Origin of the sequence: Pigmentiphaga humi (genome assembly GCF_900606115.1) — a bacterium.
Taxonomy (GTDB): domain Bacteria; phylum Pseudomonadota; class Gammaproteobacteria; order Burkholderiales; family Burkholderiaceae_B; genus Pigmentiphaga; species Pigmentiphaga humi.
In genome coordinates this window covers 90,671-105,225 of record NZ_UWPJ01000011.1, presented here as the reverse complement: position 1 = coordinate 105,225, position 14,555 = coordinate 90,671, and the positions used below count along the sequence as shown (strand labels likewise).

The 14,555-nt window shown below is 64.3% G+C and carries 9 protein-coding genes and 1 CRISPR repeat array; of the genes, 3 read left to right on the top strand and 6 right to left on the bottom strand.

All coding sequences use genetic code 11. The features are described from left to right. Positions 1 to 101 precede the first annotated feature (101 nt). Positions 102 to 1,328: direct repeats of the CRISPR family, unit length 28 nt; unit sequence TTTCTTAGCTGCCTGCACGGCAGTGAAG. 194 nt (positions 1,329 to 1,522) lie between these two features. Both cas1f and cas3f read left to right on the top strand, forming a co-directional pair. Further along, the gene (gene cas1f / locus PIGHUM_RS06470) at positions 1,523 to 2,506 is read left to right on the top strand and encodes a type I-F CRISPR-associated endonuclease Cas1f (RefSeq protein ID WP_124078567.1); all 984 of its coding nucleotides are present in this window, start codon (positions 1,523 to 1,525) and stop codon (positions 2,504 to 2,506) included. Further along, entirely contained in the window at positions 2,503 to 5,880 is a 3,378-nt protein-coding gene (gene cas3f / locus PIGHUM_RS06465) for a type I-F CRISPR-associated helicase Cas3f (RefSeq protein ID WP_124078566.1), read from the top strand. Before cas1f ends, cas3f begins: the two co-directional genes overlap by 4 nt. Positions 5,881 to 6,286: 406 nt before the next feature. On the opposite strand, the gene PIGHUM_RS06460 is transcribed toward cas3f, so the two are convergent. From PIGHUM_RS06460 to PIGHUM_RS06450, 3 genes are read right to left on the bottom strand one after another with little or no spacing between them, the layout of a single operon-like run. After that, a complete protein-coding gene (locus tag PIGHUM_RS06460) occupies positions 6,287 to 7,735 on the bottom strand; it encodes an aldehyde dehydrogenase family protein (protein ID WP_124078565.1) in 1,449 nt (482 codons plus the stop codon). Positions 7,736 to 7,763: 28 nt separating this feature from the next. Continuing rightward, the gene (locus tag PIGHUM_RS06455; RefSeq protein WP_124078564.1) at positions 7,764 to 8,729 is read right to left on the bottom strand and encodes a Bug family tripartite tricarboxylate transporter substrate binding protein; all 966 of its coding nucleotides are present in this window, start codon (positions 8,727 to 8,729) and stop codon (positions 7,764 to 7,766) included. Positions 8,730 to 8,761: 32 nt separating this feature from the next. After that, on the bottom strand, positions 8,762 to 10,477 hold the full coding sequence (locus tag PIGHUM_RS06450) for a thiamine pyrophosphate-requiring protein (RefSeq protein ID WP_124078563.1): 1,716 nt from the start codon (positions 10,475 to 10,477) through the stop codon (positions 8,762 to 8,764). Between the two features lie 215 nt (positions 10,478 to 10,692). On the opposite strand from PIGHUM_RS06450, the gene PIGHUM_RS06445 reads away from it, so the two are divergent. Next, a complete protein-coding gene (locus PIGHUM_RS06445) occupies positions 10,693 to 11,616 on the top strand; it encodes a LysR family transcriptional regulator (protein ID WP_124078562.1) in 924 nt (307 codons plus the stop codon). A gap of 37 nt (positions 11,617 to 11,653) precedes the next feature. Here PIGHUM_RS06445 and PIGHUM_RS06440 read toward each other — a convergent pair whose 3' ends face one another. The 3 genes from PIGHUM_RS06440 to PIGHUM_RS06430 are packed head-to-tail and all read right to left on the bottom strand — an operon-like array spanning position 11,654 to position 14,457. Continuing rightward, on the bottom strand, positions 11,654 to 12,790 hold the full coding sequence (locus PIGHUM_RS06440) for a deoxyguanosinetriphosphate triphosphohydrolase (protein ID WP_124078561.1): 1,137 nt from the start codon (positions 12,788 to 12,790) through the stop codon (positions 11,654 to 11,656). A 27-nt stretch (positions 12,791 to 12,817) separates the two neighbouring features. Next, positions 12,818 to 13,927: a 3-dehydroquinate synthase gene (aroB, locus tag PIGHUM_RS06435; protein ID WP_124078560.1), complete on the bottom strand. Its 1,110-nt coding sequence runs from the start codon at positions 13,925 to 13,927 to the stop codon at positions 12,818 to 12,820. After that, the gene (locus PIGHUM_RS06430) at positions 13,924 to 14,457 is read right to left on the bottom strand and encodes a shikimate kinase (protein ID WP_124078578.1); all 534 of its coding nucleotides are present in this window, start codon (positions 14,455 to 14,457) and stop codon (positions 13,924 to 13,926) included. The genes aroB and PIGHUM_RS06430 overlap by 4 nt, the downstream gene beginning before the upstream one ends. Positions 14,458 to 14,555 lie beyond the last annotated feature (98 nt).

Genomic DNA, 14,555 nt, shown 5'->3' with positions numbered 1-14,555 from the left:
TACCGCACGTTCACGTACTTCAGGGGAAAACTTGTTGTTCTTGCTCATGGCTCCATTTTCTCAAGAATTGGAGCCTCCTCAAAAACCGGTTCGATTCAAGATTTCTTAGCTGCCTGCACGGCAGTGAAGCGTGCTGAGACGCGGCGCTACCCGGTCGGCGTTTTCTTAGCTGCCTGCACGGCAGTGAAGCCGAGCGCACCCGTCTGGTGCTGGAGAAGGTCTTTCTTAGCTGCCTGCACGGCAGTGAAGGTGGTCGTTTTCCCAGGCGGTATTCCCCGCATTTTCTTAGCTGCCTGCACGGCAGTGAAGGCTGGCAAGCCGGGCGAGTAGAGCTTCGCGGCTTTCTTAGCTGCCTGCACGGCAGTGAAGCCCGTCGGGCAGGCCGAGGTCAGCGTCGAGACTTTCTTAGCTGCCTGCACGGCAGTGAAGGTCGATGGCCCGACCGTGGAGCCGGCGGTGATTTTCTTAGCTGCCTGCACGGCAGTGAAGTTCATGGAAACAGTGACATCCAGCGCCGTGCTTTTCTTAGCTGCCTGCACGGCAGTGAAGCCTCAGATCGCGGTACATGATCCGCGCAATATTTTCTTAGCTGCCTGCACGGCAGTGAAGTTTCGGCCGCTGCCGGCAAACGCGGAGTCGCTTTTCTTAGCTGCCTGCACGGCAGTGAAGGGTACCCAGCACCCATGTCTCAGAGGTCAGCATTTCTTAGCTGCCTGCACGGCAGTGAAGCGTGTTCGACTTCTGGCCCGGCACCGGCCTGTTTTCTTAGCTGCCTGCACGGCAGTGAAGGTTCGGCTGCGATGTCAGCGTTCTGCTGGCTCTTTCTTAGCTGCCTGCACGGCAGTGAAGAGACACCCCCCCTGACGGTGGTAGAGCGGTGTTTCTTAGCTGCCTGCACGGCAGTGAAGCTCAAAGACCGGGAGCGTTGGCGGCTTAATCGTTTCTTAGCTGCCTGCACGGCAGTGAAGGGCGGCCGCAGCGCGCCAATCGATTACCGCTTTTTCTTAGCTGCCTGCACGGCAGTGAAGACGCAATCTAGCAAGTTGGGGTTACTAGATAATTTCTTAGCTGCCTGCACGGCAGTGAAGCTGATCCTCGCCGAAATCGAGCGGCTGGACCGTTTCTTAGCTGCCTGCACGGCAGTGAAGTCGGCAATGCCGATTGTTTGCTGATCGTCACCTTTCTTAGCTGCCTGCACGGCAGTGAAGTAATGGTCCACTACGAGGCTCTCTGACGATCTTTTCTTAGCTGCCTGCACGGCAGTGAAGCTATGCTGGGTCGCTTGTTGCGGATTCTCCCGTTTCTTAGCTGCCTGCACGGCAGTGAAGTAGATCAAAACTCTCACAACTCATTGATTCTAAAGTAAAAACCCACTCACCCCCTCACCAGACCTATTTTTCCTAAAAATCTCCAACATATTGATTCTTAAGGAAATTCCCCGCCCCCCAGAAAAAAGGGTCTCGCCCTATACTCAAACCGTCCAATAGTCTCTATGACAAGTCAAACCAAAAGGACTCCAAACGTGCAGGACATCAGCCCCTCAGACCTGAAGACCATCTTGCATTCAAAACGGGCGAATATTTACTACCTCGAGCATTGCCGTGTCCTGGTCAACGGGGGGAGGGTCGAATACGTCACAGACCAGGGCAGCAAGTCGCTCTATTGGAACATTCCCATCGCCAACACCACGACGATCCTGCTCGGAACGGGAACGTCGATCACCCAGGCCGCCATGCGGGAGTTGGCTAAAGCCGGTGTACTGGTTGGCTTCTGCGGAGGCGGCGGTACGCCTTTGTTCAGTGCTAACGAAATGGACGTGGAATTAGCCTGGTTCTCTCCTCAGAGCGAATACCGTCCCACGGAATACCTACAAGCCTGGGTGCGATTCTGGTTCGACGATGCACTGCGGTTGCTCGCCGCCAAACAGTTGCAACGCGCGCGCATTGGACAGATCAGAGCGTCGTGGAACCATCGCTCATTGCAGGAAACGGGCTTCGACGTGCATAAAGAAAGACTGGGTAGCCTGCTGGACGCAGCCTTTGCGCGCCTGGACACCGCGAGCGATGTAGTAACGTTGCTCACCGAAGAGGCACGGCTGACCAAAGCGCTGTTCAAGCTGGCCGTAGATACCGTCGGATACGGGGAATTCACGCGCGCCAAACGCGGCACGGGAAGCGATCCGGCCAACCGTTTTCTCGATCATGGCAATTACCTGGCCTACGGTCTCGGTGCGACGGCAACCTGGGTGCTAGGCCTGCCGCACGGCTTGGCTGTTCTGCATGGCAAGACCCGGCGTGGGGGCTTGGTATTCGATGTAGCGGACCTGGTCAAGGACGGCATCATCCTGCCGCAGGCGTTCCTGTCCGCGATGCGGGGTGACGACGAACAAACGTTTCGCCGCAATTGCATCGAAGCGCTGGCAAGGACGGAATCGTTGGACTTCATGATCGAGACGCTCAAACGCGTGGCCGTGGAGACCGCGAGCGAGGCGGGACGTGCCGCATGAACGTCTTGTTGGTTTCCCAATGCAGCAAGCGGGCCATTGTCGAAACTCGCCGCATCCTGGACCAGTTCGCCGAACGGCGCGGTGACCGGACGTGGCAAACCTCGATCACGCAGGCGGGGCTCGACACACTGCGGCGCCTGTTAAGAAAAACCGCTCGAAAGAACACGGCAGTGGCCTGCCATTGGATACGGGGCCGCGACCATAGCGAACTGCTTTGGATCGTTGGTGACACCCGTCAATTCAATGAGAACGGTGCAACGCCGACCAACATGACTCGGCGCAAAGTTTTGCGCAACGAGGATGAGAACGACTGGCACACCTTGCCCTGGATCCAGGCGTTGTCCGCCTTGGGAAGCCTGCTGCATGACCTGGGCAAGGCAAGCCAGGCATTCCAGGACAGACTGCGATCATCGGGACCGATCACCCGCAACCTCTACCGGCACGAATGGGTGTCGGTACGCCAGTTCCAGGCTTTTGTCGGATCGGACGACGATGCCGGCTGGCTACGTAGATTGGCCGATCCGGACGGTTGGCAGCTCGATGACTGGTGCGTCGAACGCAAGCGCCTGCGCGACGGTCTCGACCCGGACGCAGACGCGAACAAGCCCTTCGCGCACCTTCCTCCCCTGGCAAGTGCCGTTGCATGGCTGATCTTGACGCATCATCGGCTACCTATCCTCCCTCAGGCATCGCCCACGGAAAGTTCGTCCGAGACCCGCGTTCAGGGCTTCCAGGTGAGCATGCTGGATGAAATCCTGAAGCAGATCGGCCCCTCCTGGAACGAGCGCGTGGAAGCGGCGGATGCCGAGTCGGTCAGAAGTTACTGGTATTTTCCCCATGGACTGCCCGTGACGGAGCCATCGTGGCGCAAACGCGCCGCCCGGCTGGCGAAACGCCTGATCGACCTGCGCGCGAGGCATCCCGACCAGTCCTGCCTGGAGAACCCCTATCTGATGCATCTTGCTCGGCTTGGCTTGATGCTGGCGGACCATCACTATTCGACGCTATCCGGTCGCGAGGTTCGACTGCACATCAACGCCACGTATCCGTTACATGCGAATACCGTACGCGTCGATGGCCGTATTCAGATGAATCAGACGCTCGACGAGCATCTGCTCGGCGTGGAGGCTCATGCCAGCCAGGTCATTCACGCCTTGCCCGGTTTCGAGCGGCATCTTTCTTGTCTCGTCCGGCACAAAAAATTGGGACAACGCAGCAGTGTGGCCCGGTTCCGCTGGCAGGATCGCGCAGCGGACGTCGCGACGGCGATGCGTGGACGCGCAGCGGGACAAGGCGCATTCATTGTGAACATGGCTTCCACCGGCTGCGGCAAAACGCTGGCCAATGCCCGCATCATGAATGCCTTGGCGGATCCCAAACGGGGGCTGCGCTGTGCCTTCGCCATGGGGCTGCGCACATTGACGCTGCAGACCGGCCGGAGTTTTCGCGACGATCTGGGATTGACCGACGACGCCCTAGCCATTCAAGTCGGAGGCAGGGAAAACCGGGAGCTTTTCGAACATTATCGGGCCCTAGCCGAACAGAGCGGCTCTGCATCCCGCCAGGATCTACTGGACGAAGAAAGCAGCTACGTACAGTTCGAAGGCAACGACCAGCATCCCGTTTTGCAACGCCTTAGCCACAACCGGCAGGTACGGTCACTACTCGCGGCCCCCGTACTGGTTTGCACCATCGACCACCTGACCCCTGCGACCGAGAGCCTGCGTGGCGGCAGACAGATTGTGCCAATGTTGCGCCTGATGTCCGGCGACCTGGTCGTGGACGAACCGGACGAGTTCGACATGGACGATCTGCCGGCGCTTACGCGTCTGGTGCATTGGGCCGGCCTGCTCGGGAGCCGCGTTCTGCTGTCGTCCGCTACCCTGCCGCCGGCCCTGGTGGAAGGGCTGTTCCTTGCCTATAGCGATGGCCGTGCCTGGTTCCAGCGCAACCGCGGAGAGCGGCCAGGCGAGCCCGCAAACATTTGCTGCGCCTGGGTCGACGAATTCGGGCAGGCCCAGCAGGACTGCCCGGATGGAGCGACGTTCCTCACCAAGCACCTGGACTTCGTCCAGAAACGTATCGATCATCTTCGCAAAGAGCCCGTACGGCGGCATTGCGAACTGCTGCCGCTATCTTTCACGACCCACGATAAAGCGGAGCGGCGCGAGCAACTTGCAGGGATTTTGCGGGAGGCCGCGTTGAGCTTGCATGCGCGACACCATGGCATGGATGCGAACAGCGGCAAGCGAGTCAGCTTCGGCTTGATCAGGATGGCCAACATCGATCCTCTGTTCGACATTGCGCTGGCCTTGTATCAGCAGGATGCGCCTCCCGGTGTACGCATCCACCTTTGCGTCTACCATTCCCAGTTCCCGCTATTGCTGAGATCGGCCATAGAAAACCGGTTGGACACCGCGCTCAACCGCCGCGACGAAGGCGCGGTCTATCGATTGCCGGAGATTCGAGCCGGGCTCGACCAACATGGCGAACAAGATCATCTGTTCATCGTGCTGGGCAGCCCCGTAACAGAAGTCGGACGCGACCATGACTACGACTGGGCCGTAGTCGAACCCTCGTCGATGCGTTCGCTCATCCAACTCGCGGGCCGGGTGCGCCGGCACAGAATCGGTGCCGTCGAGACCCCGAACCTCGTCGTCCTGAGCAGCAACCTGCGACATTTCGAGCACCCCGGAGAGGCCGCTTTCTGCCGACCGGGGTTCGAACAGAATCGGGGAGACTTCAGGCTGACTTCACACGATTTGCAGCACTTGCTGAACGAAGGGGAACGCACGGTGATCGATGCACGCCCCAGGGTCCTGCAGCGGCCTCAGGAAACATTGCGCCCCCGCGAAAACCTCGTCGACCTGGAACATGCTCGCCTCGCCAGGCAAATGCTGCCTGTTCCGATACAGACCGATCCGGCGTCGACACGAAGATCAAGATTCACCTCGGCCGGCGCGCAGGAAATCGCCAATGCCAGCAGCCACTGGCGCATCCCTCTGGTTTGGCTGACTGGAGTGTTGCCGCAACGTCAGCCATTCCGCGCCGATCCGCGTCCCAAGGTCGAACTGGTGCTGCTGCCCAATGAAGACGAGGACGATTTCGAGCTGGCCCGGATCGAGGAAAAAAATGGCCGGACTCAGACCGTTATCGAAGATGCGCTGCGACACCAGGTTCCTGACCAACGGTTCCGCGCCGATCGAGTGGTGCCTTGGGGCCGAGTGGATTTCATCGCGGCACTGACAGAACACGCCGAGGCCTTCGAGCTGGACTTGATGAGCTGCGCCCAGCGATTTGCGAAGGTGACGATTCCTGATGAACTCCAGGGGTGGAGGTTTCACGCGGCACTGGGGTTCAGCCGGGCGGGGTAGAAAATCGATGAGTTCTTTGCGACGATAGAAAACGGCTTGGGCTGTGCTCGGAAAGATCTTGGTCAACTCACTGCTGTTAGAAGCAGCTAAGAAACATATGAGGACGTCCGCATCCCAGATCGTGGCATCTACTGCCGTGGAGGCAGCTAAGAAACAGAAGCCGCCGCGGTCCTCGAAGTTGCCATCGTTCACTGCCGTGCAGGCAGCTAAGAAACTTACCCTTAAAGGGCCCCAAAAGGCCTTCTAGACTTACTGCCGTACAGGCAGCTAAGAAAACACAATGGACAGCCGCCGCCCTGGGCTATCGCTTCACTGCTGAATAGGCAGCCAAGAAGTAGAAGCCCGAACATCGCCCCGCATTCAATTGGCAAGCAAGCCGTCCCCGCAAAAGCGGGGACGCCCTCCCCTACGCCCCACCCTCCACATAAAAATGCTTGGTCGCCAAAAAGTCATTCAACCCCTCCTGCCCATGCAGCCTCCCATACCCGCTGTCATGGTGCCCGCCGGTTTCGGCTTCGGCGAATAGGCGGTTGTGGGTGTTGGCCCAGACCGTTCCCGAGCGGATCTGGCTGGCGACGCGCCTGGCCCTGGTGGCGTCGCGGGTCCAGACGCTGGCGGCCAGGCCGTAGCGGGTGGCGTTGGCGCGGGTGACCGCGTCGGCTTCGTCGCGAAAGCGTTCGATGACGAGCAAGGGGCCGAACAGTTCGTTCTGGATGAAAGGGCTGGCCAGGTCTTCGACTTCGACCAGGCTGGGGGTGATGAAGGCGCCGCGCGCGAGCGGGCCGTCGCCGATGTGGCCGCGCAGGTGCATGGTGTGCGACCGCGCGGCGTCGTCGACCAATGCGGCGATCCGGTCGCGGTTGCGCATGTCGATGAGGCAGCCCATCTGCGATGAGGCGTCGTTGCCGGGGCCGATGCGCACGGCTTCGAGGGTCTGGGCGAGCGCGCCGGCGAATTCGTCGAAGTAGCTTTCTTCGACCAACACTCGGGCGATGGCGGTGCATTGCTGGCCGGCCATGACGAGCGCGCCGGCGGCGACGCCGGCCGCGGTCCGTGCCGGGTTGCTGTCTTTGAAAACGATGGCGGGCGCTTTGCCGCCCAGTTCCAGGGAGAGCCTGGCCAGGGTGCCGGACGCGGTCTGGGCGATGCGTTTGCCGACTTCGGCGGAGCCGGTGAAGCTGATGATGTCGGCCAGCGGCGAGGCGCACAGGGTGCGGGAGGCTTCGGAACCGGATTCGATGACGGAGTTCACGACGCCTTTGGGAATGCGCGCGTCGCAGACCAGGGTTTCGAGGACCATGTTGTGGACCAGCGCGGTCTGGTGCGCCGGCTTGATCACGGCCGTGCATCCGGCCGCGATCGCGGGCGCCAGGGAGCGCACGAGCAGGGTGACGGGCGCGTTCCAGGGCACGATGATGACGGCCACGCCGGCGGCTTCGCGGTCGAGCGTGGCGTAGCAGTGCGGCTCGACTTCGATGACGCGGCCGAAGATGTTGCGCGCCAAGCCGGCGTAGTAGCGCAGCTCGGAGACGGTGCCGGCGATTTCGCCCAGCGCTTCGCGGCGCAGTTTGCCGTTCAGCGTGACCAGCCAGTCGGCGATCTCGTCGGTGCGTTTTTCCAGCCGGTCGGCGAAGTCGAGCAGGATGGCGGCGCGCAGGCGCGGGCTGCGCCGCCAGTCGGTGGTGCGGAAGGCGCGCTCGGCGGCGGCCAGCGCGGCTTCGGCCTCGGGCTGTCCGCCTTCGGCGAAGGTGGCCGAGGCTTGCGAGGTCGCGGGGTTGAAGGATTCGCCGCGGCGCGCCCCGCCCTGCAGCGCGTCGAGCCATTGTCCATCGATGTAATGGGATGCGTGATTCATGTCTGTGTCCACAAAGACGAGGCCGGTTTCAGTTCGCCTTGATGTCGTTATCGCGGGCGACCTTGGTCCAGAACGGCACTTCCCGCTGGATCAGGTCGTGGAATTCCTTGGACGTGCTGGAGCGCGCGGTGTTGCCGATGGCCGCGAATTTTTTCTTGACCGTGGGCAGGGCCGTGACGCGCGCCACTTCGGCCTGCAGGCGCTGGACGATGTCGTCCGGGGTCCCGGCCGGCGCCAGCAGGCCGGCCCACAGTTCGACGTCGAGGTCTATGCCTGACTCTTTGAGGGTAGGCACGTCGGGCAGCAGTTCGGTACGGGCGGCCGAGGTCACGCCGAGCGCGCGCACGCGGTTGCTCTGGAGCGCGGACATGGCGGGCGTGGGATCGACGATGGCCATGGAGACGTTGCCGGCCATGACGGATTGCGCGGATTCGTTGCTGCCTTTGTAGGGAATGTGCGCGAAGCTCGCGCCGGTCTTGGCCTTGAACAGTTCCGTCACCAGTTGGAAGGAGGCGGCGCTGGAGCCGTAGTTGGCCCGGTCGGGATGTGCCTTGGAGTAATCGACGAGTTCCGCCACGTTCTTGGCTGGAAGCTCGGCATTGGCGATGAGCACGAGCGGAAAGACCGCCGTCAGGGAGATGGGCTTGAAGTCGTCGACCGAATAGGGCAGCTTGGAATACAGCCCGGGGTTGAACGAGATCGGTCCGCTCGCGCCCCAGAACAGCGTATAGCCATCCGGCTTGGCCTTGGCCACGTAGGCCGCGCCGATAATCGAGGCCACGCCCGCGCGGTTCTCGACGATGACGGGCTGTTTCAGGCCCTTGCTCATTTCTTCGGCCATGATGCGCGCCAGCACGTCGTTGCCGCCGCCCGCGGCATAGCCGATCACGATGGTGACGGGCTTGTCGGGATAGGCGGCGTGGGCCGCGGGTGCCGCCAGCAACATGGGGGCCAGCGCCAGGGCCGCGATGGGCCATGCTCTCGATTTGCTCATTGTCTTCCTCCGGTTTTTTTGTATTTGCGCTACTAGATATTGCCGATCTGCACGTGCAGCAATGCCGCGCGCCCGGCGTCCACGGCCTCCAGGCAGCGCCGGATCGCCGGGCCGACCTCGGCCGGATCGGCGACCCGTTCGCCGTGCGCGCCGAAAGCCTGGGCGACCTGGGCGAACTCGCGCGTTTCGCCGCTCAGCCGGGCATGGAACTCGTCGGCGTCGGCCGCGGCGCCGTCGGGGTGGACCCGCAGCACGGCTTCTTTCACGGCCTGCCAGCCGCCGTTGTCGAGTACGACCGTGAAGATGGGAAGCCCGTAGCGCTGCGCGGCGTCGTAGACGGCCGTGGCCGCGCTGAAGTGGAAGCCGCCGTCGCCCACGATCTGGATGGCGCGCACGCCGGGGCGCGCGAGCCTGGCGCCCAGCGCCATGCCGCCGCTATAGCCCAGCCCGCCGCCGGCCGTGCCCAGGAAGGTCTGCGGCCGGGTGCGGCGGATGTGGTTGAGCACCATGGGCGCGTTGCGGATGGCTTCGCTGACGATGACGTCGTCCTGCGAGATCGCGGCGTCCAGCTGCGCGCACAGATAGGCGGGCGAGATGGCGCCCGGGGAGCCGCCCTGCGCGGCGGCCTGGGCGGCACGGGCCCGCCGGGCCGACGCGGCGGCCTCGAGCTGCGCCATGCGGCCGCGCACGCGCGCGCGGAACGCATCGTCGGCGCGCGCCTCGACGATGCCGATGACCTGGCGCAGCACCGTGGCGCAATCGGCCTGCACCCGCATGTCGGTGGCGAAGCCCCACATGGGGAAGTCTTTCTTGATGGGATCGACGTCGATGTGCACCCAGCGCGTCTCTGGGCGTTCGCGCATGTATTTGGGCAGCCAGGGCACGTCCACGTCGAGCAGCAGCCCGAGGTCGGCCTCGGCCACGCCCGGGGCGGGATCGAAACCGGCGAAGCACGGCGATTCACGCGAAATGTTCAAGGTAAAGGGCGAGAACTCGTACACGGCGATGCCGCACAGCATGGCCAGCTCTTCCAGCGCCTGCATGGCTTGCGCGCTGCGGCCCAGGTAGGCCGCGACGGCGATCGGCTTTTCCGCGTCCATCAGGGCCTGGGCGATCTGTCCGGCCCGCTGCTCGTCGATGCCGCCCAGCGCCACGGGACCGTAGCGCGCTTCGCTGAACTCGCGCACCTGCTCTTCTTCCCACTGCTCGGCCAGCGCTTCGCGCGGCAGGGTGAGGTAGACCGGTCCGGGCGGATCGCTCTGCATGACGGCATGCCCGCGGCGCAGGACTTCCCGCGCGTTGACGCCGGTCGACAAGGTGTATTCCCACTTCACGTAGGGCCTGACCAGGCTGCCGATGTCGAACGGATCCTGCACGAAGTGCACGTAGTTGTCGCGCGAGCCCTGCAGCTCTCCGTGGAGGGTATGCGGCGAGCGCCCCGCCATCAGCATGACCGGCAGGCGCGAGCGGAACATGTTGTGCATGCCCATGGCGGCGTTGGCCGTGCCCGCATCGACGTGCACCATGACCGCCTGGCCGCGCCCGGTCATCGCCGCGTACCCCGCCGCCATGTGGATGGCGACGTTCTCGTGGGCGCACAGGACGAAGCGCGGATGCGGGCGCCCTTCCTTGCGCCAGCGCGCAAGCTCCTCGAGGATGGTCGCGTGGTCGGTGCCCAGGTTGGAAAAGACGTACTCGACGTTCAGGTCGGTCAGCCCCTGGAGCAGATAGTGGGCGCTGCTGTACATAAGGTCTCCTGATATTTTGGTAACCATCGTACAAAGGCCGACGAAATGCGTAAAATGAAATGAACTGATATCAGACATGCTTCGAACGCATGTCTATTCTGCATGCGCCACGTGCTATTCGCGCCGCTTAGACGCCGCCCTGATCCAGGGCATAACGGATCCCGCTTCGCCGGGTGCCGCCCCTGGGGGCGCGCGTAAGCGCGTAGGGGGTCCCATTGGCGAAACGTCTCTCGCACCAGGTCGATCTGAATCTGCTGGAACTCTTCCAGGCCGTCTACCAGACCCGCAACCTCACCGCGGCCGGCCGCGAACTGGGCTTGAGCCAGCCCGCCATGAGCCGCGCATTGACCCGGCTGCGCCATGCCTACGGCGACGACCTCTTCCTGCGCCAGCCGCACGGGCTGGTGCCTACGCCGTTTGCCGACGAGTTGAGCGCGCCGGTCCGCCAGGCGCTGAATATCGTCCGGCAGACGCTGCACCCGCCGGTCTTCCATCCCGCAACCGAAAACCGTGTGTTCACGTTGGCCATGTCGGATGTGAGCGAGCAGGTCTTCCTGCCGACCCTGGCGGACCTGGTGGCGCGCCAGGCGCCCGGCGTGCGCCTGCAGACCAGCCAGCTGCAGGGCAAGGCGCTGCACGACGCGATGGCCGACGGCACCGTGGATCTGGCCATGGGCCACTTGCGGCTCCATCCCGAGGGCATGTGTTCCGACGTGCTGTTCACGGCCAGGTACGCCTGCATCGCCCGCCGCGACCACCCCGCCATCCACGGCCGGCTGACCGTGGACAATTTCCGCAGCCTGGGGCACGTGATCGCCACGGGATCGATCACCGGGCATGCGCAGGTGCTGGAGCGCATCCTGTCCTCCCCCGGCATCGGCGCGCCGATCGCGCTGCGGGTCGGCCACTTTCTCTCGATCGGCCGCATCGTTGCGCAGACCGACTACCTGGCCACCGTGCCGCGCACGCTTGCGGCGACTTTCGAACATGCGTGGGGAGTCCGGACCTACGAACCGCCGCTCCCCCTGCCGCCCTACGAAGTGGCGCAGTCCTGGCACGAGCGCTATGCCCGCGATCCCGGCCTGACGTGGCTGCGCAGCCTGGCATACCAGCGATTTTTCGGGCGGCCGCCCACCTGAGGGGGCGCCGCCCGGCTCAGGGCCGGCGGCCGTTGCGCTATTCGTCGCTCACCAGGAACAGCCGCCGGTGCTCCTTGATCGCGTAGCGGTCGGTCATGCCGGCGATGTAGTCGGCGATGGCGCGCGCCTGGCCGAGACTGGCGCGCGCCTGGTATTGCGGCGGCAGCAGGCGCGGATCGTCCATGAAGGCGGTGAACAGGTCGCGCAGGATGCGCTTGGCCTTGGTGGTCATGCGCAGCACCTTGTAGTGCCGGTAGAGGTTATCGCGCAGGAACGTCTTCAGCTCGTCGGCCTCGGCGCGCAGCGCGGCGCTGAAGCCCGCCAGCGGAGGTCCGCCCCGCACGTCGTCGATCGACTGCGGCCGGTGTTCGGCGATGTGCTCGGCGGTGGTGCCGGTCAGGTCGATGATCAGGGTGTTGATCATGCGCCGCACGGTCTCGGTAATGGCTCGGCGTTCCGGCAGCTCCGGGTAGCGCTGGACCACCTCCCGGTAGTGGCGCGCGAAGATGCGCACCTGGCGCAGTTGCTCCAGCGTGATCAGGCCCGAGCGCAGACCGTCGTCGATGTCATGGTTGTTGTAGGCGATCTCGTCGGACAGATTGGCGAGCTGGGCTTCGAGCGAGGGCTGGGTGCGCCGGAGGAAGCGCTCGCCGACGTCGCCCAGCCGCGCCGCGCGCGTCAGCGAGCAATGTTTCAGTATGCCTTCGCGCGTTTCGAAACACAGGTTCAGGCCGTCGAAGTCGGCATAGCGCTCTTCGAGCTCGTCCACCACGCGCAGGCTTTGCAGGTTGTGCTCGAAGCCGCCGGCCTCGGGCGCGAACTCGTGCATGCAGGCGTGCAGGATGTCCTGCCCGGCGTGGCCGAAAGGTGTATGGCCCAGGTCGTGCGCCAGCGAGATGGCTTCGGCCAGGTCTTCGTTCAGGCCGAGATTGCGCGCCACGGAGCGGGCGATCTGCGCCACCTCCAGGCTGTGCGTGAGCCGGGTGCGGAACAGGTCGCCTTCGTGGTTGACGAATACCTGGGTCTTGTACTCCAGCCGCCGGAAGGCGTTGGCGTGGATGATGCGGTCGCGGTCGCGCTGGAATTCGGTGCGCCCCTCGGGCGGGGCTTCGGGATGGCGCCGGCCGCGCGTGGCGGCCGGGTCGGCGGCGTAAGGAGCAAGGACTTGCGGCATGGTCGTAAGAGGCTCCTTCGATGGGGTTCAGGCGACGACGGCTGGCTGCTCGCCCGCGGTTTTCGCTACCGTCCGGTCCAGCGCCTGCCGGACCAGCGCGGCGTCGGCCGGCGTTCGCACCGCCTCGCCCAGTTTCGGCAGCAGGATGAAGCGCAATTGCCCGGCCTCGGTTTTCTTGTCGCCCTGCATCAGGTCGAACCAGCGTTCGGTGCCCAGGTCGGGCGCGTAGACGGGACAGCCTATCGCCAGCGTCAGCGCGCGGATGCGCTCGGCATCGGCCTGCACCAGCCCGGCGGCCAGCGCCGACAGCTCGGCCGCCTGCACCATGCCGCAGCCCACGGCCTCGCCATGCAGCCAGGCGCCGAAGCCCAGCCCCGCCTCGATGGCATGGGCGAAGGTATGGCCGAAGTTCAGGATCGCGCGCAGGCCGGTCTCGCGTTCGTCCTGCGAGACGACGAAGGCCTTGAGCTCGCAGGAACGGGCGATGGCGTGGGCCAGCGCCTGCGGGTCGAGCGCGCGCAGGTCTTGTGCGTGGGCTTCGCACCAGGCAAAGAACTCCGCGTCGAGGATGGCGCCGTATTTGATGACCTCGGCCAGGCCCGCGGAGACTTCACGCGCCGGCAGGGTGTTGAGCACATCGGTGTCGATTTCCACCGAGATCGGCTGGTAGAACGCGCCAAGCATGTTTTTGCCGATCGGATGGTTGACGGCGGTCTTGCCGCCCACGGAGGAATCGACCTGCGACAACAGCGTGGTCGGCACCTGGATGAAGCGGATGCCGCGCATGTAGACCGCCGCGGCGAAGCCGGCGATGTCGCCGATCACCCCGCCGCCCAGCGCCACGATTACTGCCTTGCGATCGCAATGCTGCGCCAGCATGCCGTCGAAGATCAGGTTGAGCGTCTGCCAATCCTTGTATTGCTCGCCGTCGGGCAGCTCGATGCGCAGCACCCGCTTGCCGGTTGCCGACAGCGCCCGCTCGGCGCGCTCGGCGTAGAGCGCGGCGACGGTGGGATTGGTCACCAGGACCAGGGTGGTCGCGTCGGCCGGCACGGCCTCGGCCAGGCGGTCCAGGCGGCCGGGGGCGATCTGGATGGAATAATTTCCGCCGGGGGTTTCGACACGTACTTGTTTCATAGGCACTCCAGCGGCGGCAGCTCGGCGGGCGGCGTGACGCGCTTGTTGCAGGTTGCGAGCAGGGGCAGGATGCGGTTGACCAGCCTGGGAACCGAGCCCTTGCCCGTATCGATGACCAGGTCGGCGATTTCTTCGTACAGCGGTTCGCGCTGGCGCAGCAGTTCGCCGATGCGGGCCAGCGGGTCGGCCGTCTGCAGCAGCGGCCGGTTGCGGTCGTGGCGGGTGCGCTGGTAGAGCTCGTCTGCGCGCGCGCGCAGATAGACCACGACGCCGCGCGCCCGCAGCATGCGGCGGTTCTCTTCGGCCAGCACGGCTCCGCCGCCGGTGGCCAGCACGGCCCCGGAAACACGGCTGCATTCGTCCAGCGCAAGGGTCTCGCGGCGGCGAAAGCCCGCCTCGCCCTCGAGATCGAAGATGATCGGCACCCGCACGCCGCAGCGCGCCTCCAGCACATGGTCGACGTCGATGAACTCGCGCGACAATGCCCGGGCGAGCCCGCGCCCGATGGTGGTCTTGCCCGCTCCCATCATTCCGACCAGGAACACGGGCGGCACGAAATCCGTGCCCGCCGGCCCCGTAGCGGCGGCCGCGCATGAATCGTAGGAAAGCTGATCCACTGGCTAGTGAG